The organism is Rhizobium moroccans (assembly GCF_057559155.1).
Window position 1 is genome coordinate 319264 of record NZ_JBHFJG010000048.1, and the last position, 22681, is coordinate 341944.

General features: G+C 61.9%; 20 protein-coding genes and 1 other RNA gene. 15 read left to right on the forward strand and 6 right to left on the reverse strand.

The features are described 5' to 3' along the window. Positions 1-64: 64 nt before the first annotated feature. The 3 genes from ACE04I_RS24290 to ACE04I_RS24300 all read right to left on the reverse strand — a co-directional run bounded on the left by ACE04I_RS24290 (position 65) and on the right by ACE04I_RS24300 (position 2886). The gene (locus tag ACE04I_RS24290) at positions 65-847 is read right to left on the reverse strand and encodes a glycoside hydrolase family 25 protein (RefSeq protein WP_046795239.1); all 783 of its coding nucleotides are present in this window, start codon (positions 845-847) and stop codon (positions 65-67) included. A gap of 126 nt (positions 848-973) precedes the next feature. After that, positions 974-1642 (reverse strand): class I SAM-dependent methyltransferase, encoded by a 669-nt coding sequence (locus tag ACE04I_RS24295; protein WP_046795238.1) that lies wholly within the window; start codon positions 1640-1642, stop codon positions 974-976. Further along, positions 1642-2886, reverse strand: coding sequence for a BtaA family protein (locus ACE04I_RS24300; protein ID WP_137326503.1), 1245 nt, complete (start codon positions 2884-2886; stop codon positions 1642-1644). Before ACE04I_RS24300 ends, ACE04I_RS24295 begins: the two co-directional genes overlap by 1 nt. A gap of 167 nt (positions 2887-3053) precedes the next feature. Here ACE04I_RS24300 and ACE04I_RS24305 point away from each other — a divergent pair, with 167 nt between their 5' ends. Beyond that, entirely contained in the window at positions 3054-4400 is a 1347-nt protein-coding gene (locus ACE04I_RS24305) for a serine hydrolase domain-containing protein (protein WP_046795236.1), read from the forward strand. A gap of 14 nt (positions 4401-4414) precedes the next feature. On the opposite strand, the gene ACE04I_RS24310 is transcribed toward ACE04I_RS24305, so the two are convergent. From ACE04I_RS24310 to ACE04I_RS24320, 3 genes are all read right to left on the reverse strand, one after another. Then, positions 4415-5419, reverse strand: coding sequence for a lytic transglycosylase domain-containing protein (locus ACE04I_RS24310; RefSeq protein WP_046795235.1), 1005 nt, complete (start codon positions 5417-5419; stop codon positions 4415-4417). 100 nt (positions 5420-5519) lie between these two features. Next, the gene (locus ACE04I_RS24315; RefSeq protein WP_046795234.1) at positions 5520-6155 is read right to left on the reverse strand and encodes a LysE family translocator; all 636 of its coding nucleotides are present in this window, start codon (positions 6153-6155) and stop codon (positions 5520-5522) included. Between the two features lie 47 nt (positions 6156-6202). Beyond that, positions 6203-7414, reverse strand: a complete 1212-nt coding sequence (locus tag ACE04I_RS24320; RefSeq protein ID WP_046795233.1) for a pyrophosphate--fructose-6-phosphate 1-phosphotransferase — start codon at positions 7412-7414, stop codon at positions 6203-6205. A 367-nt stretch (positions 7415-7781) separates the two neighbouring features. Here ACE04I_RS24320 and ACE04I_RS24325 point away from each other — a divergent pair, with 367 nt between their 5' ends. The 14 genes from ACE04I_RS24325 (at position 7782) to murD (ending at position 22679) form a co-directional block, all read left to right on the forward strand. Continuing rightward, positions 7782-8525, forward strand: a complete 744-nt coding sequence (locus ACE04I_RS24325) for a J domain-containing protein (RefSeq protein ID WP_046795232.1) — start codon at positions 7782-7784, stop codon at positions 8523-8525. Next, positions 8522-9289, forward strand: a complete 768-nt coding sequence (locus ACE04I_RS24330; RefSeq protein WP_487207660.1) for an N-acetylmuramoyl-L-alanine amidase — start codon at positions 8522-8524, stop codon at positions 9287-9289. The genes ACE04I_RS24325 and ACE04I_RS24330 overlap by 4 nt, the downstream gene beginning before the upstream one ends. 239 nt (positions 9290-9528) lie before the next feature. After that, a complete protein-coding gene (locus ACE04I_RS24335; RefSeq protein ID WP_046795230.1) occupies positions 9529-10056 on the forward strand; it encodes a lytic transglycosylase domain-containing protein in 528 nt (175 codons plus the stop codon). A gap of 105 nt (positions 10057-10161) precedes the next feature. Continuing rightward, on the forward strand, positions 10162-11349 hold the full coding sequence (locus ACE04I_RS24340; RefSeq protein ID WP_487207661.1) for an NAD(P)/FAD-dependent oxidoreductase: 1188 nt from the start codon (positions 10162-10164) through the stop codon (positions 11347-11349). Positions 11350-11363: 14 nt separating this feature from the next. Continuing rightward, complete coding sequence (locus tag ACE04I_RS24345) at positions 11364-12554, forward strand: FAD-dependent oxidoreductase (RefSeq protein ID WP_046795541.1); 1191 nt, start codon at positions 11364-11366, stop codon at positions 12552-12554. A gap of 54 nt (positions 12555-12608) precedes the next feature. Next, positions 12609-13040, forward strand: an RNA gene (gene rnpB, locus ACE04I_RS24350) — RNase P RNA component class A. Positions 13041-13468: 428 nt separating this feature from the next. Continuing rightward, positions 13469-13903: a division/cell wall cluster transcriptional repressor MraZ gene (mraZ, locus tag ACE04I_RS24355; protein WP_046795228.1), complete on the forward strand. Its 435-nt coding sequence runs from the start codon at positions 13469-13471 to the stop codon at positions 13901-13903. 14 nt (positions 13904-13917) lie between these two features. Then, positions 13918-14943, forward strand: a complete 1026-nt coding sequence (gene rsmH, locus ACE04I_RS24360) for a 16S rRNA (cytosine(1402)-N(4))-methyltransferase RsmH (protein ID WP_046795227.1) — start codon at positions 13918-13920, stop codon at positions 14941-14943. A gap of 3 nt (positions 14944-14946) precedes the next feature. Beyond that, a complete protein-coding gene (ftsL, locus tag ACE04I_RS24365) occupies positions 14947-15417 on the forward strand; it encodes a cell division protein FtsL (protein WP_046795226.1) in 471 nt (156 codons plus the stop codon). After that, a complete protein-coding gene (locus ACE04I_RS24370) occupies positions 15417-17165 on the forward strand; it encodes a peptidoglycan D,D-transpeptidase FtsI family protein (protein ID WP_046795225.1) in 1749 nt (582 codons plus the stop codon). The genes ftsL and ACE04I_RS24370 overlap by 1 nt, the downstream gene beginning before the upstream one ends. Before the next feature lie 69 nt (positions 17166-17234). Continuing rightward, positions 17235-18710 (forward strand): UDP-N-acetylmuramoyl-L-alanyl-D-glutamate--2,6-diaminopimelate ligase, encoded by a 1476-nt coding sequence (locus ACE04I_RS24375; protein WP_046795224.1) that lies wholly within the window; start codon positions 17235-17237, stop codon positions 18708-18710. Further along, positions 18707-20140: a UDP-N-acetylmuramoylalanyl-D-glutamyl-2,6-diaminopimelate--D-alanyl-D-alanine ligase gene (locus ACE04I_RS24380; RefSeq protein WP_046795223.1), complete on the forward strand. Its 1434-nt coding sequence runs from the start codon at positions 18707-18709 to the stop codon at positions 20138-20140. The genes ACE04I_RS24375 and ACE04I_RS24380 overlap by 4 nt, the downstream gene beginning before the upstream one ends. Before the next feature lie 23 nt (positions 20141-20163). Next, positions 20164-21267, forward strand: a complete 1104-nt coding sequence (mraY, locus tag ACE04I_RS24385) for a phospho-N-acetylmuramoyl-pentapeptide-transferase (protein WP_046795222.1) — start codon at positions 20164-20166, stop codon at positions 21265-21267. A 5-nt stretch (positions 21268-21272) separates the two neighbouring features. Beyond that, positions 21273-22679, forward strand: coding sequence for a UDP-N-acetylmuramoyl-L-alanine--D-glutamate ligase (gene murD, locus ACE04I_RS24390; RefSeq protein WP_046795221.1), 1407 nt, complete (start codon positions 21273-21275; stop codon positions 22677-22679). Positions 22680-22681: the final 2 nt, after the last annotated feature.

Sequence of the window (22681 nt, forward strand, 5' to 3'; positions counted from 1 at the left end):
CGAAACATGGGAGATCGGGCGAGAAGGCGCACTCTTTATCGCAACCGCTCACGTAATTCCATCGTCATTTGCCAGCCGAGGCGACCCACTGATTCCAGTTCTTCGCCGTTCCGGAAAAGACGTTGATATCCGTCTGGCCCTTGATGCCCGGTACGATGCCCGTGGAGGTATATTGCCAGAAAGCCCAGCGGCGGGCCTCGTAGATATCCTTGGGGTGGGCCGCGACCGAGCGAACCCAGAAATGATAGTTGTCGAAATGGCCGATCAGATTGTCGCGATGGAAATCGACCGATGTGTAGATGATCGGCCGTTTGCCGTAATGGGCCTCGAGACGATCCATGAACTTCTTCATCTCGGCGCGAACGACAGCCGCAGGCGGCCTGTATTTGCAGGTCGGAGAACTCGGGTTCCATTCGACGTCCAGCACCGGCGGAAGATGCATGGAGGACTTCGGGATGCTGCGGATGAACCAGTCGGCCTGGGCATCGGCGGTCGAGCAGAAATAATAGAAGTGATAGGGCGCGTGTGGAACGCCCGCGGCGGCGGCGTTACGCCAATTGCTCTCGAAGGCCGGGTCGATCCTGTCGGCGCCTTCGGTCGCCTTGATGAAGGCGAAGGAAACGCCGGATTTCTTCACACTTCGCCAGTCGATGTCGCCGTTCCACTTGGAGACGTCGATGCCATGGACTTCATGGCGATGCGGGTGATTGTAGCCGAAATCCTGCGGGTCGTTGTCGTGGAAACGGGGCGTTGCGACCGAGGCGGTTTCCATCAGGTCGTAATCCGTGGCGCTGCAGCCTGCCAGCAGGGTCGCTGTCGCAAGGATTGCGAAAAGAAGTCGAGGCATGTGTGTCCCGCGTTTGCCCGTTCCCAAATCCCCCTTGTCCCACTGAGGGGACGGGAAGGAGTGAACTCCTCATTCACCATATCGCCGTAAAAAATCGGTTAGGGCAAGTAGCAGGCGCGCAGAATTTCAACCGCGCCGTCGAATGACGGCATGCCAGGCGTAGCCGCGGCCGATTTCCTCGAAGATCATGTCGGCATTGGCGGCGGCGAGCCTGCTTTCCAGCACGTCGTGCAGATTGGGACGAGGCGTGACGTGGAAACGGGTAAGCCAGGCCCTCAGCAAGCGGCCGAACCAGCCCGGCAGATGTTCCTGCTGACCGAAGTCGACGATATGCAGCGAACCGTTCGGTCCGAGTGCGGCAAGTGCCGCGTCCACGGCCTTTTCCCAATCCGGGATCATCGAGAGGGCATAGGAGATCAGAATGCGATCGAAGCCCGCCACGCCGAATTCTTCCGGCCCGAATGCGGTCGCGTCGGCCACGCGGAAGGTAGGCTTCTCCGTCTTGTGGCGGAAATTGGCACGGGCGCTTTCCAGCATCTCGGAGGAGATATCGAGGCCGTAGAGCGTCGCCGCCGGATAGAGCCGATGGGCAAGCAAGAGGTTCCTGCCGGTGCCGCAGCCGACTTCGAGAAGCGTTCCTCCAGCCGGCATCCGGAGGCCGGCGATCGCCCGGTCGCGGCCGAAGAGGTAGTATTTGCGGGTGAGATCGTAGATATGCCGCTGGTAGCGATACATCCGGTCCATGCGCTCGGCATGATTGCCGGAGAGGGGATCGCCCGCCATATCCACCGTCATCAGCCGTTCCTCGCATAGATGTGAAAGCCGCCATAGATGGCGGAACGGTCCTGCAGGTTCAGTTCGTTGGAGCGGTCTTCGAGATAGGTCCAATGATTGCGAACCGTTTCGGAAACGCGGCCCTCGATGACGCTCTTTTCGGCGGCGGTGCGGAAGATCACGCGGGCGCCGGGTGCGGCGGTGCGGGTGATTTCTGACCAGAGGTCGTTCAGCTGCGGGTCCGTCATCCAATCCTGGGCATCGAGCAGCACGTAGCGATCGACCGAGGCCGCGGACTTGCCTGCCAGCAGTTCGGTGAAGCTTGCATGATGGACCGCGACCCGATCGACGTTCTTACGGATCGCCTCGTAGTTGCCCGCCTGCAGGTAGGTCGGCAACACACCTTCCTCGTCCGTGGGATAGCGGCGGGCGAAGGCCTGCCAGGCGAAGTAGTTCTCTCGCAGCGGAAAATGGCAGGCGAGCTTTTCGAGCCTCTGACGCAGCACCGGCGCGATCGATCCGTCTCCCGCGAGGCTTGCCAGCTCGTCATATTGCTGTGGCGGAATACCGAGGCCGAAAAGCGAGCTCTTGCGGCTTGTTATCCAGCGGATGAGCGGCTTGTCGAAAAGCGGGGCGACGCGGTCGTCGAAAAACTGGCGCTGTTCGCGCAGCGAGCGGGCCTTGGCCATCTCGGTCAGGTCGATGCCGTGCAGCCGGGCGATCAGGTGGCCGGCGCCGATGAAGCGGCCGAGCAGACCGGTCCGGTAGATGCTGCGATCGAACACCTCCACCCTGCGGCCGGAAATCGTACGCTTCTCCCAATAGGCGCGGGTGGCCGCATCGAGATGGGGGGCGATGAAGGCATCGTAGTCTTTGCTGTTGGTGCCGCCGCCTTCCTCTGCGAGGAAACGGACGACATCGGAATGAGCGGGCATGTGCCGGAAAGCGGCGAGCTTCAGTCGGTTCAGGGCTACATGATGGGGATTGAGATCGACCACATCGATCTTCTGCGGTCCGCGGGAGAGATAGGCGAGCATGTTGCAGCCGCCCGAGGCGATGGTGACGATCCTGTGCTCTTCCGCGAGCTCCATGGCCGTCATGTCGACTTCCGGGTCTTCCCAGATCTGCGGGTAAACCAGTCCCGAGAACAGCAGGCCGAAAAGGCGTTCCGAAAAACCTTTCGCCGAGAGGGCTTTGTGCTGCAGAAGAGCCTGTCTCAGCTTCTGGTTTTTCAGAAAACCAGCTTCCTGTGCAATTTCGGCCATCGTCGAATCTCGCCTCGCCGTGAGTTTCGCCGCGTGTAACCCCCCTCTGCTACAGATTGATGACGAAGCCTGTGTGAAGGCTGCCCCTTTCCTCGGAAGTCGGCGAAAGCCACTTTCTTCCGCGCAGGTTTCCTGCTTGCATGCGGCTCCACCGAAGGAGGACGAGAATGCGGATCGTGGCCCGGCTGCTGAAGATTGGTTTGGGTATCGTTCTCATCTGCATCATAGGCCTTCTTTCCTGGCTCTACTTCGTCCCGCCGACCCTGCTCAGGGTTGGCAGCGGCTATTCCGCGAAGATCGTCTGTTCTAATGTCTTTCTTGCCGGCAGAAATGAGGACGAGGTGCTGGCCGTCGATGTCCAGGCGCCCGGTCATCCGCTCCTGAAACTGATGCGGGTTTCGGTGGATCGGGAGGAACAGCGCGTTCATGCGGCGCTGCTCGGCTTCATCGCCGGCAATGACGCGGTCTATCGGGAGGGGCTGGGTTGCACCGTGACGCCTGATGGGACCGTCAACCCGGCGGAGGTCGCTGTGAATCCGGAGCCGCCGCCTGTCGCCGATGCCAATCTTCCCTGGCCGGAAGGCGGCGGAATGGAATCGAATCAGGCGGTTGCAAGGGTTCTTTCAGATTCAGCTCTCACCGGTCCGGGAATGCGTGCCGTCGTAGTGGTCAAGGGCGGGCGGATCGTGGGAGAGACCTATGGCGCCGGCTTTTCGAGCGATACGCCGCTGCTCGGCTGGTCCATCACGAAAAGCATCAATGCCGCCATTATCGGGACGCTTATCCGCGACGGGCGATTGTCGCTGGAAGAAAGAAACCTCTTTCCGAAATGGCAAGGCGACGAGCGCAGCGGGATCCGTCTCGCAGATATGCTCGCCATGGAAAGCGGCCTGGCCTTCAACGAGAATTACGGCACCGTCGCCGATGTGACCCGTATGCTTTACCTGGAATCGGACATGGCGAATTTTGCCGCCGATGCGATACTTGAAGCGCCACCGGGAACGCGCTTCAAGTATTCCTCGGGCACGTCGGTAATGCTTTCCAGGATATGGATTGCGAAGATCGGCGACGAGAGGACTGCGCTTAGCTATCCGCGCGAGGCGCTGTTCGGTCCCCTCGGTATGACGAGCGCAATCATGGAGCCCGATGCCGCGGGCACGTTCGTCGGCAGTTCCTACATGTATGCGACGGCCCGCGATTGGGCGCGTTTTGCGCTGCTGCTGCTTCGCGACGGCGTCTGGAACGGGGAAAGGCTGCTGCCGGAAGGTTTCGTCGCGATGATGCGGCAGCCGAACGGCACGACCGAACATTACTCGAGGATGCAGACCTGGCTTGCCGACAGCGACGACGAAGGCGTCCCGGCCGATACGTTCTTCCTGCAAGGGCATGACGGACAGACGATCGCAATCATCCCCTCGCTCGATCTGGCGGTCATCCGGCTCGGCCTCACACCGAGCTGGAACGGCTACGATCCGGACCGGCTGATCGCCGAAGTGGCCAAGGCGCTGCCCTGACCGGGCCGCCGCCCCTATTTCTCCAGAACGTGCAGCATGCCGCGACGCTTCGCATCGTAATAATAGCCCCGGGCATAGAGGCGGATGGCGTTGTCGTTGCTGTTGTCGGCAACGAGCCAGGCGCCGCGCAAGTATTTGACCGCGTATTTCAGATTGGTCTCGGCATCCAGCAGGCCTTGCGGCGGGCCTTGATAGCCCATGGATTTTGCGGTCGGATAGCTGATCTGCATGAGGCCCCAGTAACCGTTCTTGTGATAGGCCTTGGGATCGTAGCGGCTTTCGCGATGAACGACGCGATGGATCAGCGATTCGGGAACGCCGTATATGCCGGCATAGCGCCTGATGAGCTTGGCAAGCTCCGGCGGGCTATCGGAGGCCGTTGTCGGCAACGGGTCGCCCGGTGCGGGCGGGAAATCCTTGGCGGATTCGAGAGCGGATATCGCTGCCACCGCCTTCGGGCCGGCGGCATAGGCGAGCGTCGTCGTGTCGGGCCGCGGCGTCGGGATGGCGCTCTGCAGGACGGCCATGTCCGGCGTCAGTTCTTCTTCGTCTGGGGCAACCGCCTGAGCTGCGGCCGGCGATATTTCTCCATTGGCCACGGCTTGGGTAATCCGTGCGGTTTTGGTTGAGGTTGTCGGGGTGAGCGCCGCGGTCTGCAGAGGCGCGGCAGCCGCAGGGGCTGTGGGCGGGACCGGATCGGCGGCAAAGGCGACTTGCGGCGCCATTTCAGGCGAGGCCATGGCGGCGGCCTGGGCAATGGCTACGGTTTCGTTCGATGGGACTGCGATTTGAAGGCGGCCGGTCTTGGCGAGTACCGCGCTCTGCGGTCCTTCCGGCGGCTTGCCGGCGGTTTCCGCTGACTGGGCCGAGGGCTGATCGGAGCCCTGGGCCGGGGCCGCAGTCTCGGCCGCCGAAAGCTTCGTTTCCTTTGCAGGCTCGACGCTGGAGCAACCCGCAAGCGTCGTCGATACGGCAAAGGCCACCGCCGCCTTGCGGCCGAAGAACCGGTTTATCGCCATGGGGTCGCTTTCATGAAATTGGTTGTCCCGCCCGCCCAACACGCCTCCGAACGAATGTTTTCATTAACCTATTGGGCATTGCCGGGCAAGACGGTGCCGTTCACGCGGCGATCCGACGATAACCGGCGCTGACCGCGCGCCTGGAGATGAATTGCGTCCGCAGCTTGCGAGAGGCGGGAGTGAAGCGGGCAGGGCGACGCATGCGGTTCAGCGTCCGACGCGGAAACAGCACGTGAATGGTCGCTCCGAGCGCGGCGCAGGCGAGAAAGGCGGCCTGCATTTGCAGAACCTGGGGAATGACGGGCTGTGAAGGATCGAGAAACTGTGGAAGAAAAACCGAGAACAGGATGATGTAGCGCGGTCCGAATACGCTCTTGCCGAAGAGACAGGCGAATACCCGGGCGAGGCGCTTTTCCGGAAGATTGTCGTTGTCCGCGATCGGTCCGACGATTTTCGGATCCTGAAACGACCAGAGCACGTAAAGCATCAGGTAGGCGGCGCCGACCCATGACAATACGTCCATGACGCGCGGCAGGACGATGGCGAGCAGGCCGAGCGGCACCGTCGCGATCAGGAAGGCGGTTGTCAGGCCGAGGCTGACGCCCGGTATCGTCGCGATGGCCGTTGCCCGGCTACGCTGTAGAGCATAGCCGGCGGTAAGACAGGCGAGGGGACTCGGAAGCGCGGCGAGAAGTATGGAGGTCGCGACAAAAGCGAACCAGGTTTCAGCCGTCATTCCTTTTCCTCCAGGGCGTCGGACCCGGCCCGATCACCCGCCTTGCCTCAGGCCGCCTGGAAAGGCTGGCCGACGAAGTCCATCATTTCTGCAAACCATTTTGCCGATAGATCGAAATGTTTTCCACCCTTGATTCGCGGGAATTCGATGGTGCGGAGCTTTCCGTTCTGGTCCTCGTCGTGTCCGGTAACGCCGGAGACCTTGTTCAGGGCACTTTCCACCGCAAGATCGACCATGCTCTGGATGAGACGCAGGTCGTCGGAATTGGCCGGCGCGGAGCGGGCGAAGTAGCCGGATTTCTGGACCATGGAGCGTTCGGCGCCGATAAGGCTGGCAAACTGCTTCTGGAACCAGTTCCCGACATTGATGGTGTCGATCTTCACGTGCCCGAAGGCATCGCGCTTGACCGTCTCACCGGCTGCTTCCCGCTCGGCGACGATGGCGTCGAGGCCGGCGCCTTCGGAAACGAACAGGGTTACGAAGCCGCGCTGGTCCATGATCGCCTTGAGGCGCTCGGCTTCGCCTTCCAGATCGAAGGCCGTCTCCGGCAAATAGACGCCGTCGATGTTCTTCAGAGCCGTATTCATCATGAAGCCTTCGACATACTCGTTGCCTTTCGTCTTCTGAATATAGGCACGAGCAGTCGCCGCGGTCAGCCATCCGCAGTGCCGACCCATCACTTCATGGATCACAAGTGTGCGAGGGGCAGCGCTCTGTTCGTTGGAGACGTTGTCGAAGAAATGCGCTCCGATTTCCGCCGCCGTCCAGGCGCCGAGCGACTGACGGATCGGCACGACATCGTTGTCGACCGTCTTCGGAAGACCGACGACCGTGAGATTGTAGCCGTTGGCGCCGAGATAGGCCGCCAGATCGGCGGCGGTGGTGTTGGTGTCGTCCCCGCCGATCGTATGAAGGATGGTGACGCCATCGGCGGCAAGCCTCTCGGCCGCCACTCTCAATGGGTTCTCGCCCTCCTTCACCAGGCCGCGCTTCACGCAGTCGGCGGTGTTGGTGAGCTTCACGCGGCTGTTGCCGATGGGGGAACCACCGTAGCGATGCAGAAGGTACGCCTTCTCCCGCATGTCGGGCGTGATATCGATCCGGTCTCCGAGCAACACGCCCTGATAGCCGGAGCGATAGGCGATGATATCGAGTTCCGGCGCGACATCCGTATAGCGCCCGATGAGACCACCTACGGCAGAGGAAAGGCAAGGTGCGAGGCCACCCGCGGTCAGCATTGCCACTTTCTGTTTCGCCATCGTTTTCCTCCTTATGAAGCTTCACTCATTCGATCGGGATGGGAATGGATGCGACAGGGAACAGGCTCCTGTAAAGTGAATTTCTCAAGAAAAACGGGCATTTCCGGCACCGGTCAGGTCTCAAGGCGAATATAATCGTTTCAATTCAGACCCTCTCGTGAGGCGTGGCTGTGGAAAAGCACAATCACCATCGCCGGCGTCGATCCGCCACGGGCGAAGGGGGGAACGCCGAGCATTCTCGACAGTTGAGAGGCAACTGCGCAAGCGGCTTGGCTGGCGGATTGTTCGGAAAACATGAACATAGTTTAATCTTCCGCGGTACGTCGGACTCCTTGCAATTACCCTGCTAATCTGGTCATTTAGGGGAATGTTTTTCGATTTCACCTGCCTGCATATCTCCTCCCTCTGGGAACGGCTTCTCGGCGCCATCGGCGACGCCGCGGGCAGCGTGCTCGGTCGGGTCGTGGAGGCCATCCGGACCCTTTTCGAAGGCGATCCGGAAACGCGCCGGCAGGTGTCGTTCTCGGTTGCCATCATCGCGCTCTCCGCCAAGATGGCAAAGGCGGACGGCATCGTGACCGAGGCTGAGGTCAGGGCGTTTCAGCAGATATTCGACTTCCCCGACGAGGAGGCGCGCAATGTCGCCCGCCTCTACAATCTCGCCCGGCAGGACGTCGCCGGCTATGAAGCCTATGCCAACAAGCTCGCCAATCTCTGCGGTTCGGGAGCCTCGGAAAACTGCCCGATGCTGGAGAATGTCGTGGACGGTCTGTTCCATATCGCCAAGGCGGATGGACTGGTGCATGAGAAGGAACTGGTCTTCCTTGGCCGCATCGCGGAGATATTCCGCATAGACGAAATGCATTTCCGCCGGATCATGGCTCGTCATGTGCATATGGACGGTCGGGATCCCTATCTTGTCCTCGGCGTTTCCCCGGATGACGATTTCACGGAAATCCGCAAGCGCTATCGGCTGCTGGTCTCGGAGCATCATCCCGACCGGCTGATTGCCCGTGGCGTTCCGGTGGCGCTGCATGCCGCCGCCAACGAGCGTATGGCTGCCCTCAACGCCGCCTATGCCGCGATCGCGAAAGAGCGCCGCGCTGCATGACCTCCTTCACCGTTGACTATGAAGGCGCGTCGGCAATGCCGTCGCCGAACCACGGTGAACGCGTGAGTGGCTGCGGGCCGGATATACTTGTCCTGCATTATACCGGAATGCCGGACGACGATCAGGCGCTCTCCTGGCTATGCAACGAGCGTAGCCAGGTTTCCTGTCACTATTTCGTCCATCAGGACGGGCAGGTGCTGCAGCTCGTGCCCGAAGCGCGCCGCGCCTGGCATGCGGGCAAAAGCTTCTGGGCGGGGGAAACGGACGTCAATTCCCGGTCCATCGGCATCGAAATCGCCAATGCCGGGCATCCGGGAGGCCTTCCGGCTTTCCCGGAAGCCCAGATCGCGGCGGTCGTCGAATTGTGTCGGAACTGTGTCGATCGGTGGTCCATAGCGCCGGAAAGGGTGCTTGCGCACTCCGATGTCGCGCCCATTCGCAAGGTCGATCCGGGGGAAAATTTCCCCTGGGACGAACTGCATCGGCAGGGGGTCGGTCACTGGGTCGAGCCGGCGCCGGTGGGCGGAGGCCGCTTCTTTCAACGTGGCGAAAGCGGGCAACCGGTCGAGGCACTGCAGTCCATGCTGTCGCTTTATGGCTACGACGTTGATGTTACAGGGGAATTCTGCGACAGGACAAAGGGCGCCGTGGAGGCGTTTCAGCGGCATTTCCGCCCGGCGCGCGTCGATGGAATCGCCGATATTTCCACGATAGACACGCTGCACCGGCTCCTGTCTTCGCTGTCGAAATACAACCCTGGCTGACGCCCCGCTGGAAGGCCAGGTTCCATAGGCGCGGCGAAAAAGTTTCGCAGTGCCACATGATTTCCTTAATGAACCCTTTAAAAACTGGGCATCAAACGGTGGCGATCGACGGGGTCGTCGCCCGTAAATGTCAACAGGCGGGGACGTTCCCAGCAGACATGCCGTCAATCTGACGTTGCGCTTCTCGGCGCAGCGCGATGGCTGCTGCGTCCCTTTGCGGTCCGGAGAATTCTTCAAGAATGAAAAGAGTGATTATTGCCGTCGCGGCAAGCATTGGAATGCTTGTGTCCGCTCCCGGAGCTTCGTTTGCCGGGGAGGGCGCCGCGAAGAGGAAAACCGTAACGCTGCAAACCCAGACACGTACCGCAGGCTATCCTTCTCCAGGCCGCTTTTCTGTTCATCCCTATTCCAGCCTGATCTCCAAATACGCCAAGACATACGGGGTTCCTGTCGGTCTCGCCCACGCTGTGGTGCGGATCGAAAGCAACTTCAATCCGAAGGCCCGCGGCAGCGCGGGAGAGATCGGTCTCATGCAGATCAAGCCGGCCACCGCGCGCATGATGGGCTATGGCGGCTCGGCGACGGGGCTTTACGATCCCGAGACCAATATCAAGTTCGGGATGAAATATCTGGCTGCCGCCCATGAGCTCGGCGGCGGAAAGATCTGCGGCACCATCCTGAAATATAATGCCGGCCACGGCGCCAAGCGCATGAACCCGGTTTCCAAGCGCTATTGCGGGAAAGTTCAGGCGTTTCTCGCGTCCTGACGGATTTCCGAAACGTAGCTGCGCCTCTTTGTCTCTGGCATTTTGATTCCGGAAACGGATAGAAGTACTTCGGCGGAAAGCGGTTTTCCGCCGAAGAGGACAGGCATGGCGGCGCGGTTCAAATATATCATCATCGGGCGGGGAATGATGGGAGCGGCCGCCGCGCGGCACCTGTCGCAATGGACCGATGGCGCGGCTCTCATCGGTCCGCCGGAACCAGAAGACCGCCTGGGTCATGACGGGGTCTTCGCGAGCCATTACGACGAGGCTCGCATCACCCGCACGTTTGATGGCGACCTCGCCTGGGGAACGTTTGCGGCCCGCTCGCTCGATCGATATGCCGCAATCGAAGAGGAGAGCGGCATTCGCTTTTATACCGAAGCGGGATGTCTCTTCGCCGGCCCGGAGCCGAAACGCCCCACGGATTACCTGCGGCGTGCTCTCGACGTCAGCGATACGCTCGGCCTCGAGGTCGAGGAGATCGCGCCATCCGATCTCCAGTCGCGCTTTCCGCAATTTTCCTTCGCCCCGCACCTTGCAGGCTTCTATGAGCATCGCAGGGCAGGGCACATCAATCCGCGCGCCCTGATCAAGGCTCAGGCCAAGCTTGCCGCCGGCAATGGGGCGACCCTCATCGATGCGACCGTGACCTCGGTGCGTGACGCGGGATCGCATGTCGAGGTGATCTGCGGGGATGAAATCCATACGGCGGAGAAAGTGCTGGTCGCGGCCGGCGCCTTCACCAATTTCAATGGTTTGCTGCCGCGCCCGGTCGATATGCGCGTCGCGCCGCGCACCGTCGTTTTCTACGAGCTTGGCGATCGGGAGGCGGCGATTTTCGGCAGCATGCCGTCGACGATCGTCTTCGGCGAAACGGACGAGGATCACGTCTACATCCTTCCTCCCGTGCGCTATCCGGATGGAAGGACCTATCTCAAGCTCGGCGGGGATACGGAATCCCGGAGCTTCGAGCGGCTCGAGGACATCGTTTCCTGGTTCCACTCGGAGGGCGATTCCGTCGAACGGGAGAAGCTCGCGGCAATCGCGGAAAAGCTGATGCCGGCGCTTGCCGGTCGCCCGGTCACCTCGGCTCCTTGCGTCGCAAGCTTCACGCCATCCAGCCATCCCTATATCGGTTATACGCAGTCGCGGCGCATTGCGGTGCTGACGGGCGGCAATTTCGTCGCCGCGAAATCCTCCGATGAGTTGGGGCGATTGGGTGCCGTTCTCCTACGGGACGGTGAGATTCCGGAAAGCGATTTCGGCAGCCGGCTTGCGCCGGCGTTTCGATGAGGTGGGATTGGGAAATGGCGACCGACTACAAATACATCGTCATCGGGCGGGGAATGATGGGAGCGGCCGCAGCGCGGCACCTGTCGCAATGGACCGACGGCGTCGCCCTGATCGGTCCGGGCGAGCCGGCCGACTACAAGACGCATCAGGGCGTCTTCGCCAGCCATTACGACGAGGCTCGCATCACCCGGACGATCGATCCCGATCCCGTCTGGGCGCTGCTCGCCAACCGCTCTATCGCCCGCTATGACGAGATCGCGCGCGAAAGCGGCGTGAATTTCTATTCCGAGGCCGGCTGCCTGGTCGTCGGCCCGAAGCGAACCGCAGCACCTTCCTATGTCGGAAAGGTGCTCGACGCCGCAAATGGTCTTGGCGTTTCGACCGAGATGCTCGGTGATGCCGATCTCGCGCGGCGATTTCCCTATTTCTCCTTTCCCGCGGAAAGCGAAGGCGTCTGGGAAGCGCGGAACGCCGGCCACATCAATCCGCGCCGGCTGGTGAAGGCGCAGGCCCTGCTTGCGGGACGGCAGGGGACGGCGATCATTTCCGAGACTGTTTCCTCCGTTCGCCAGGAGGCGGGCCGAGTAGTCGTCACGACCGTCGAGGGCGCTGTCTATTCGGCGGAGAAGGTGCTGGTCGCCGCCGGCGGATTCTCCATCAATGAGAATCTCTTGGGCGCGCGTCTTGATCTGAAGGTTTATGCGCGCACGGTCGCCTTCTATGAGGTGGACGAGGCCGCGATGGAGTTCTGGGGCGGGACGCCGTCGCTCATCTGGAAATGGCACGAGGGCGAGGACGGCATCTATCTGCTGCCGCCGGTGCGCTATCCGGATGGCAGGATCTATCTGAAGATCGGCGGCGATCCGGACGACCTTCTGCTTTCGACTGAGCCGGAGGTGCGGGCCTGGTTTCGTTCCGGCGGGCGGGCGAGCACCCACCGGCACCTGACCGAAATCATGGGCCGGCTGATGCCGAAGCTCGACCTTTCCCGCACCTCGATGGCCGCCTGCGTGACCTCGTTCACGCCGACTAACTATCCGGCGATCTCCATGACGAAGTCCGATCGCATCGGCGTCCTGAGCGGGGGATGCGGTACCGCCGCCAAGAGTTCCGACGAGATCGGCCGGCTGGGTGCCGAGCTGATTTTCCGCGGCAGGATCGAGGACGAAGCTTATCAAACGGATTTCAAAGCTGATTTCCTCTGAAATTCGAGGCAATTGTGGTGGCAATCCGGGCGCATCTCCATTATGTACCGCTTGCCAGTCGGCCGGGCAGCCGCGCTTCACCAATGCCGAAAGGCGGTGAGGTGAGGAAAGTCCGGGCTCCACGGAAACACGGTGCCGGATAACATCCGGCGGGGGCGACCCTAGGGAAAGTGCCACAGAAAGCAGACCGCCCCGCTTTTTCCACCGCTCGTCGAGCGGCCGAAATGGCGGGGTAAGGGTGAAAGGGTGGGGTAAGAGCCCACCGCGCCTCTGGCAACAGAGGCGGCACGGTAAACCCCACCGGGAGCAAGACCGAATAGGGATGACGAGGGACGTGCGAAAGCGCGTCTACAGCCGGTTTCTGGGCCAGTCATCCGGGTGGGTTGCGTGAGGCGGTGTGCAAGCATCGTCCCAGATGAATGGCTGCCACGTTCCGGTGCTTGCATCGGAGCCATACAGAACCCGGCTTACAGGCCGACTGGCTCTTCTAATCCTTTATGAGACATCCGGCTCGAAAGGGCCCGAAGCTTGGCGTCCTCCGGGCGCTGAGCCGATTTGGAGTGGCCTGTTTCGTGGGGATTTCAGGATATTTTCGGGGCTTTTCAGGTGGGTTGAAAAGGCCTGATGAGGTGGCTTCTTGGAAGCCCTCGCTAATCCTTTGTTAAACTTAACAGCTCATAAATAAATACCGTTGCGGCCCGCTTGCCGGGCTGCTTCCCATTGACGCCCATATGGTCCCATGTTATCCCAAAAGTGTACTGAACAGGGGCGCTTGAGCGCCCGGAAATCAAGGAGTTCCGGCTTTTCGGCCGGGTGGGCGCATGCCTGCTCGGAGGGTGGGGCTCCGTCTGGTTCAATGTGTACTGACGGGCGCTTGTTCGCCGTCGGAAGGGTAGGGGCGGACGTCGGGCGTTATGAACCGCTTCTTGTCGAATGCGACCAACAGGATCGATGCCAAGGGACGGGTCTCCGTGCCCGCGAGCTTTCGTTCCGTGCTGGTGGCGCGCGAAATCCAGGAGCTCTACTGTCTCCAGGATTTCGTCTATCCGGCGATCAGCGTCGGAGGTCCGGATCTGCTCGATCGCTACGAACGGCAGATCGCGGCTTTCGATCCGTTTTCGCCGGAAGCGAACCGGATGTCGCTGCTCGTGCATGGCGGCGGCGTCTTCATGAGGCTCGATGCGGAAGGCCGGTTGATGGTCACGGATTTCATCCGGGACTTCACGGGAATCACTTCGGAGATTACCTTCGTCGGGCGCTCGGATCATTTTCAGCTATGGCGGCCGCAGGCGTTCTTGGACGCGCAGGCGGCGGCAAGGGAGGGGCGCTTCGGTCTGCCTCCCGCGTAATACAGGGGAGCGGAATGGCGGCGAATCCAGGCGGCGGAACAACCGATGCCGATGGCGGACCGGTTCGCCACATTCCGGTTCTCTTGAAAGAAGTTCTGGAGGCGCTGGAGCCTGCGCCGGGCAAGATCATCCTCGATGGCACTTTCGGCGCCGGCGGTTATACCGCGGCCATTCTCGCCGCCGGAGCAGAGGTGATCGCGCTCGATCGCGATCCCACGGCGATCTCGGCGGGGCAGTCCATGATTGCCGCCCATGGCGGACGGTTATCCCTTCATCATTCGCAGTTCTCCGAACTTGCAAGCTTCGCGCCGGATGGCGGGCTTGATGGAGTGGTGCTCGATATCGGCGTTTCCTCCATGCAGATCGACGAAGCGGAGCGCGGTTTCTCATTCCAGAGGAACGGCCCGCTCGACATGCGTATGTCGGCGTCAGGCGTATCTGCGGCGGACGTGGTCAATCGCGCCAAGTCCGGCGACCTGACCCGCATCTTCGGCTTTCTGGGCGAGGAGCGGCAGGCCGGCCGTATTGCCCGCGCTATCGAGAAGCGCCGGGCAAGCGAGCCGTTTGCGACCACCCGGGATCTCGCCAACCTCATCGAGAGCGTCAATCCGCGCAAGGCCAAGGACAAGATTCATCCCGCGACGCGGGTGTTTCAGGCGCTGCGCATCTTCGTCAACGATGAGCTTGGCGAACTCGCCGAGGCGCTGTTCGCCGCCGAGCAGGCGCTGAAGCCGGGCGGGCGTCTCGTGGTCGTTACCTTCCATTCGCTGGAAGACCGGATCGTCAAGAAGTTCTTCGCCGATCGCTCCGGCCGCGCCTCCGGGTCCCGGCACATGCCCATGGTCGAGGAAAAGCCCGCGATCTTCGAACCGGTCGGCAAGTCTCCGGTTGCGGCCAGCGAAGCGGAGGCGGAGATCAATCCGCGCGCCCGCTCAGCAAAGCTGCGCGCCGGCATCCGCACCGCGGCTGCGGCCCGTGCTGCCGATTTTTCCATCTTCGATCTTCCCGACCTCGCCAGCCTTGCAAAGATGGGGGCCTGAACCATGCTCAGAAGCTTCGATCTCGTTCTTATCGGTGTCATGACGGCGGCAGCCGTGGTCACCTATACGATCAAGCACCGCGCCGACGAGAAGCTGGCGGAGGTTCGCCGGCTGGAGACCGAAATCAGGCTGGAAAAGGACACTATCGATCTCCTGAAAGCGGATTGGGCATTGCTGACCCAGCCCAATCGGCTGCATCGCCTCGTCAATGTCTATGGTTCCGAATTGCAGCTCGTGCCCACCCAGCCGACGCAACTGGCCATGCCTGCGGAACTGCCCATGCCGCGATCGCAGCTTCCGCAGCCTGAAACCACGATCGAAGACCTGATCGCCAGCGCCGGCGGCGAAGTGGCGGCAGCCATCAAGGGCGTTGACGCCGCCGCCAAATCCGCTCCCCAGCCGCGCATACCGGTGCCGTTGCCGCGCGGTGGCTTCCCCGTCGATATCATCTCAACCGGATCGGTGAATCGCTGATGTCTTTCCTCTCCCGCATCATGGTCTTGAAGAGCCGGGCGCATTTTTCCGCCGGTGGACGCGGACGGCGTCCGGCCGAAACCGGTTCTTCCTTCGAGGGAACACGCAAGCGGAAGGCTGCCCAAGCGAAGAACCGCGTCGGCCTCATGATCCTAGGGTTTGCCGCCTTCTATTGCATCATCGGCGGCCGCTTGGTGCAGTACGGCCTCACCGAACCTGAAACGACGTCGAGCATCCTGCCCGCAGACCGGCTGATGGCCTCGCGTCCGGATCTCCTCGACCGCAACGGTGAGGTACTGGCCACCGATATCCGCACGGTCTCGCTGTTTGCCGAGCCGCACAAGATCGTCGATGCGGACGAGGTGATCGAAAAGCTTTCCACGGTCCTGCCGGATCTGGACGCCAAATCCATCTACTCCAAACTCAGGAGCAATTCGCGCTTCCAATGGCTGCGCCGTCAGCTCACGCCGAAGCAGCAGAGCCAGATTCTCGCGCTCGGCATTCCCGGTATCGGCTTCCGGCCGGAAAAGCGGCGCTTCTATCCGGGCGGAGCGACCGCGGCGCATGTGGTTGGGCACGTCAACATCGATAACCGCGGCGTGGCGGGCATGGAGCGTTACGTCGACAGCCAGGGGCTTGCCGACCTTGCAGCCGTCGGCATGACCTCGGACCAGCCGCTGGAGCCGGTGAAGCTTTCGATCGACCTGCGCGTCCAGGCGATCGTGCGCGAAGTCATCATGTCCTCGATCGACAAGTTCAAGGCGATTGGCGCCGGTGCGGTCGTGCTCGACGTTCATACCGGCGAGGTCCTCGCCATGGCGTCCGCGCCGGATTACGACCCCAACAACCCGGCCGCGGGCGCGGAGGAGGGATGGTTGAACCGCATGTCGAACGGCACGTTCGAAATGGGGTCCACCTTCAAGGCGTTCACGATCGCCATGGCGCTCGATTCCGGCAAGGTGAACATGAACGACAGCTTCGATGCGCGATATCCGATCCGCATCGGCGGCTTCACCATCAAGGATTTCCACGGCAAGGGCCGGTTCCTGACCGTTCCGGAAGTCTTTCAGTACTCCTCCAACATCGGCACCGCGAAAATGGCGGACGTCGTCGGCATCGAGGGGCACAAGGAATTCTTGACCAAGATCGGCCTGCTCAGCAAGATGCAGACCGAGTTGCCGGAAGTGGCCCAGCCGAGCCAGCCGCGAACCTGGAAGAAGATCAACTCCATTACGATCTCCTTCGGCCACGGGGTTTCGACTACGCCTCTGCAGACGGCGGTTGCCGGTGCGGCCCTGGTCAATGGCGGCAAGCTGGTCGAGCCGACCTTCCTGCCGCGCACGCGTGAGCAGGCCGATCTCGTCGCCACTCAGGTACTCAAGCCATCCACCAGTGATGGGATGCGCTATCTGTTTCATTGGAACGGCATCAAGGGGTCGGGCAGGAACGCTCGCGTCGAAGGCTTCAACGTCGGTGGAAAGACCGGCACGGCGGACAAGGTCGTCAATGGCCGCTATGTCCACGACAAGAACTTCAACGCCTTCCTTGCCGCCTTTCCGATCGACAATCCGCAATATGTCGTGCTGACCTTCATCGACGAACCGAAGACCGACAAGGGCAACGGCGCGGCACTTGCCGGTACCTCCGCGGCTCCGATGGCGCACGACATCATCAGCCGTTCGGGTGCTATTCTCGGTGTAAAGCCCAAATTCGGCGATGACGGTTCTGCCCTGCTTGTGTCTTATTAGGAGATAACAAAGTTAGCGGACGATTCGCGGGTGAGCGGTTTCTCCGCTGGGAAAATGGAAGTGCAGCCGATGAAATTGCGAGACCTTGCCGGACAGGATTTCCCCGAAATAGCCGGTTCGCTTTCGGGGCCGGTCGGCGATATCGACATCACCGGTCTTTCCTCGGATAGTCGCAAGATCAAACCGGGCATGCTGTTTGCCGCGCTGGCCGGCAGCAAGGCGGACGGCGCGTCCTATATCGGCGATGCGGCAGCACGTGGTGCTGCGGTAGTGCTTTCCGCCCATGCCAGCGATATCGGCATTCCGGTGCTTTCCGTTGCCAATCCCCGTAGGCTTCTGGCGCTTGCCGCCGCGCGCTTCTACGGTGCGCAGCCGAAGACCATGGTGGCGGTGACCGGCACGGCCGGCAAGACATCCGTTGCTTCCTTCACGCGCCAGATATGGGCGCATGCCGGTCTTGCCGCCGCCCAGATCGGCACCACCGGCGTCATTTCCCCGCTCCGCAACATTTATGGCTCGCTGACGACACCCGATCCCATCGAGCTCCAGGCGCTTCTTGCCGAACTGGCGTCCGAGGGCGTCACCCACGCGGCGATGGAGGCATCCAGCCACGGTCTCGACCAGAGCCGTCTCGACGGTGTGCGTCTTTCTGCGGGTGCGTTCACCAATCTCGGCCGCGACCACATGGATTACCATCCGACGGTCGAAAGCTACATGGCGGCGAAGATGCGCCTGTTCGATACGCTGCTGCCGAAAGGCGCGCCGGCGGTCATCTTCGCCGACGATGCCTGGTCGGACGATGCCTGGTCGGACGAGGCGGTCCGGGTGGCCAGGGCTGCCGGCTTGGATGTGCGCACGGTCGGCCGCAAAGGAGATTATCTCAGCCTGAAGCGGGTCGAGCATTTCCGACACAAACAGATGGCGGAAGTGCACCTCGGCGACGATATCTTCGAGGTGGATATCCCGCTTGCCGGCGATTTCCAGGTTGCGAACGCCCTGGTGGCGGCAGGACTTGCGATCTCCACCGGGGTTCCGGCCTCGGTCGCTTTTGCCGCGCTCGAGAAACTGCAGGGCGCTTCCGGGCGGCTCGAGCTGGTCGGACATACCGCAGACGGGGCGCTTGCCTATGTCGATTATGCCCATAAGCCGGATGCCCTGGAAAATGTGCTGGCCTCCGTTCGGCCGTTCACCACGGGCCGTGTGATCGTGGTCTTCGGCTGCGGTGGAGACCGCGACAAGGGAAAGCGGCCGATCATGGGCGAGGTGGCGACCCGGCTGGCCGATGTCGTCATCGTCACCGACGACAATCCGCGTTCCGAGGTTCCTGAGGTCATCCGGTCGGAGATCATGGCGGCCGCGCCCGGTGCCATCGAGATCGGCGACCGGGCGGAAGCGATCCGCCACGCCATAGGCATGCTGCATTCGGGCGACACGCTGATCGTGGCCGGCAAGGGCCATGAGGAGGGCCAGACGATCGGCAGCACAGTCCTGCCGTTTTCGGATCATGTCGAAGTACGCAAGGCACTGGAGGAGCTGAAACCATGAGCTGGTTGTGGACCTCTGAGGAGATGGCGGCCATCATGGATGGCCGTCCGGTTGGCTCGTTGCCTGCCGGAATCACCGGAATTTCGATAGACAGCCGATCGATCGGCGCGGGTGAGGCGTTTTTTGCCATCAAGGGCGATCGGGTCGACGGCCATGATTTCGCAAGCATCGCGGTGGCAAACGGCGCATCCCTGATCGTCGTCAGCGAAGGCAAACTGCCGGCGCTTGGCCGCATCATCGTGCCGATGATTGTCGTGGAGGACGTGCTCGCGGCGCTCGGCAAACTGGCGATCGCGGCAAGGGAGCGCAGCCGCGCGCATATCGTGGCGATCACGGGCTCGGTCGGTAAGACGACGACCAAGGAGATGCTGCGCCATGTGCTTGCTCCGTCCGGCAAGGTGCATGCGGCGGTCGCATCCTTCAACAATCACTGGGGCGTGCCTTTGACGCTCGCCCGCATGCCCGCGGACACCGACTACGGCGTCTTCGAGATCGGCATGAATCACCCGGATGAAATCCGCCCCTTGGTGAAGATGGTGCGTCCTCACGTGGCGATCGTCACGACCATCGCCGCCGCCCATCTCGGCCATTTCAATAACCTGGAGGAGATTGCTGCCGCCAAGGCCGAGATCTTCGAAGGTATCGAAGCGGGCGGGGCGGCCGTCCTCAACCGTGACAACAAGCAATTCGGCTTCTTGGAAAAGGCCGCCCAGGAGGCGGGGATCGCGCGCATCTATACTTTCGGCCAGCATGCCAAGGCCGATTTCCGGCTGGCGGATTTCGACGGGAATGCCGAAAGCTCGACCGTCTGGGCCACGATTTCCGGCGACACCATGGAGGTCCATATCGGAGCTCCCGGTCGTCATATCGCCGAAAATGCGATGGCGGCGCTCGGTGCGGCCATGCTGGTCGGCGCCGACATGGCGAAGGCCGCGGAAGCGCTCGAGCAACTGAGGCCGGTCAAGGGCCGGGGAGAGCGGCATCGCCTGGGTATCGGCGAAGGACATCTGACGCTGATCGACGAAAGTTACAATGCGAACCCCGCATCCATGCGGGCGGCCATAGCCCTGCTTGCGGCAACCGAGCCGGAGCTTACCGGCCGGAGAATCGCGGTACTCGGCGATATGCTGGAGATGGGTGAACATTCCGCCCGCGTCCACGAGGATCTGGCGGGGCCGCTGCTCGCTGCCGGTATCGAGCATGTCTGGCTCGCCGGCGCGGAAATGGCTGCGCTCAAAGACGCGCTTCCCGAGAGCGTTCATGTGGAATACCGCCCGACCACGGCGGAGCTTGTGGATTTTATCGTCCGTTCGGTCATTCCCGGAGACGTGGTGATGGTCAAATCGTCGCTCGGTCTCGGTTTCGGCAAGATCGTTGCGGCGCTGCTTGACAACTATCCGGCATTTTCCGACACGGAGCGCCAACATTAAAACGGCTTCGAGAAAGGGCCTTCATGCTGATCTGGCTTGTGCAACTGGCGGATAGCTTTCAATTCTTCAATCTCTTTCGCTACATCACCTTCCGCACCGGTGGCGCCCTTTTTACCTCGGCCCTCATCGTTTTCCTCTTTGGCCCCCGGATGATCGCCTCCCTTCGCATTCGCCAGGGAAAAGGTCAGCCGATTCGGGCGGATGGTCCGCAGACCCATTTCAAGAAAGCCGGCACGCCGACCATGGGCGGCCTGATGATCCTGACCGGCATCGTCGGCGGGGCGCTGCTGTGGTCTGATCTTTCCAACGTCTACGTCGTCGCGACGCTGCTGGTGACCCTCGGTTTCGGGGCCATCGGCTTTTATGACGACTATCTCAAGGTCACCAAGCAGAGCGACAAGGGGTTTTCCGGCAAGGCTCGTCTCGGCATCGAGTTCGTGATCGCCGCGATCGCGGTCTTCTTCATGATGCGCGTGGCGCTTGCCACCGGGCAATCCGCCAATCCGACCCTCGGCTCGTCGATCGCCTTTCCCTTCTTCAAGGACTTCCTGATCGATCTCGGCATCTTTTTCATGTTGTTCGGCGGGTTCGTCATCGTAGCGGCCGGTAATGCGGTCAATCTCACGGACGGGCTGGACGGCCTCGCCATCGTGCCGGTGATGATCGCTGCCGCCTCATTCGGCGTCATCGCTTATCTTTCGGGCAACGCCGTCTTCGCAAACTATCTGCAGATCAATTTCGTGCCCGGCACGGGAGAGCTCGCCGTGATCCTCGGTGCGGTGATCGGCGCGGGGCTCGGTTTCCTCTGGTTCAACGCGCCGCCGGCCGCGATCTTCATGGGAGACACCGGCTCGCTGGCGCTCGGCGGCCTCATCGGTTCGGTTGCGGTCGCAACCAAGCATGAGATCGTCATGGCGATCATCGGCGGCCTCTTCGTGATAGAGACGCTCTCGGTCATCATCCAGGTCGGTTTCTTCAAGATGACCGGGCGGCGGGTGTTCCTGATGGCGCCGATCCACCACCACTTCGAAAAACTGGGATGGACGGAAAGCCAGGTGGTGATCCGCTTCTGGATCATCGCCGTCGGGCTCGCCATGCTCGGCCTTTCGACGCTCAAGCTGCGGTAAGAGCGATGATCCCGGTCACGACATTCAAGGACAGGAAAGTCGCTCTCTTCGGGCTCGGCGGTTCCGGCCTTGCCACTGCCAAGGCGCTGGTTGCAGGCGGAGCCGTAGTGGTCGCCTGGGACGACAATCCGGACAGCGTCGCCAAGGCGGCGGGCGAGGGGATCGGGACCGCGGATCTTCGCACCATCGACTGGCCGGCCATGGCCGCCTTCGTGCTCTCTCCCGGCGTGCCACTCACTCATCCCAAGCCGCATTGGAGTGTCGACCTGGCGCGCGCCGCGGGCGTCGAAATCATCGGCGACGTGGAGCTTTTCGTGCGCGAGCGCCGGGCGCATGCGCCCTATTGCCCGTTCATCGCGATCACCGGCACGAATGGGAAATCCACGACCACTGCCCTGATCGCCCATATCCTGAAATCGAGCGGGCGAGACACGCAGCTCGGCGGCAATATCGGCACCGCCATCCTGACCCTCGATCCGCCGAAGGCGGAGCGCTATTTCGTGGTCGAGTGCTCCTCTTATCAGATCGATCTTGCGCCGACGCTGAATCCCACCGCCGGCATCCTGCTCAACCTGACGCCCGACCATCTCGACCGCCATGGAACCATGCAGCATTACGCGGACATCAAGGAGCGGCTGGTTGCAGGCAGCGCGACGGCCGTCATCGGGGTGGATGACAGCTACTCGGCGCTGATCGCCGACCGCATCGAGCGTGCCGGCGTGCCGGTCCGGCGGATTTCGAAACGCAACGTGACCGCCGAAGGGCTCTATGCGGAAGGCAGCCGGATCATCGAGGCGCATGGCGGAACGTCTTCGCTTTTCATCGATCTCGATGGCATCCAGACCCTCAAGGGCGGCCATAATGCTCAGAATGCCGCTGCGGCGATCGCAGCCTGCCTTGCCGTCGGCGTCTCCGCGGAGGACATTCGCGCTGGACTGAAATCCTTCCCCGGATTGAAGCACCGCATGCAACCTGTCGGTCGGCGCGGCCATGTCGTCTTCGTCAACGATTCCAAGGCCACCAATGCCGATGCTGCAGCCCCGGCACTTTCCAGCTATGACCGCATCTACTGGATTGCCGGTGGGTTGCCGAAGGAGGGCGGGATCGCAAGCCTCGCTCCACTCTTTCCACGTATCGTCAAGGCTTATCTGATCGGGGAGGCTGCGCCGGCCTTTGCAGCAACGCTCGGCGAAACGGTTTCTTACGAGATATCCGGTACGCTTGAACGCGCCGTTGCTCATGCGGCCGCGGATGCGGAGAGTAACGGCGAGGCTTCTGCCGTCATGTTGTCGCCGGCCTGCGCGAGCTTCGATCAGTACAAGAATTTCGAAGTGCGTGGCGATGCCTTCGTCAAGCATGTCGCAGGCCTGGACGGTGTCACGATGCTGATCGAGACGGGAAAGGGGAACTGACA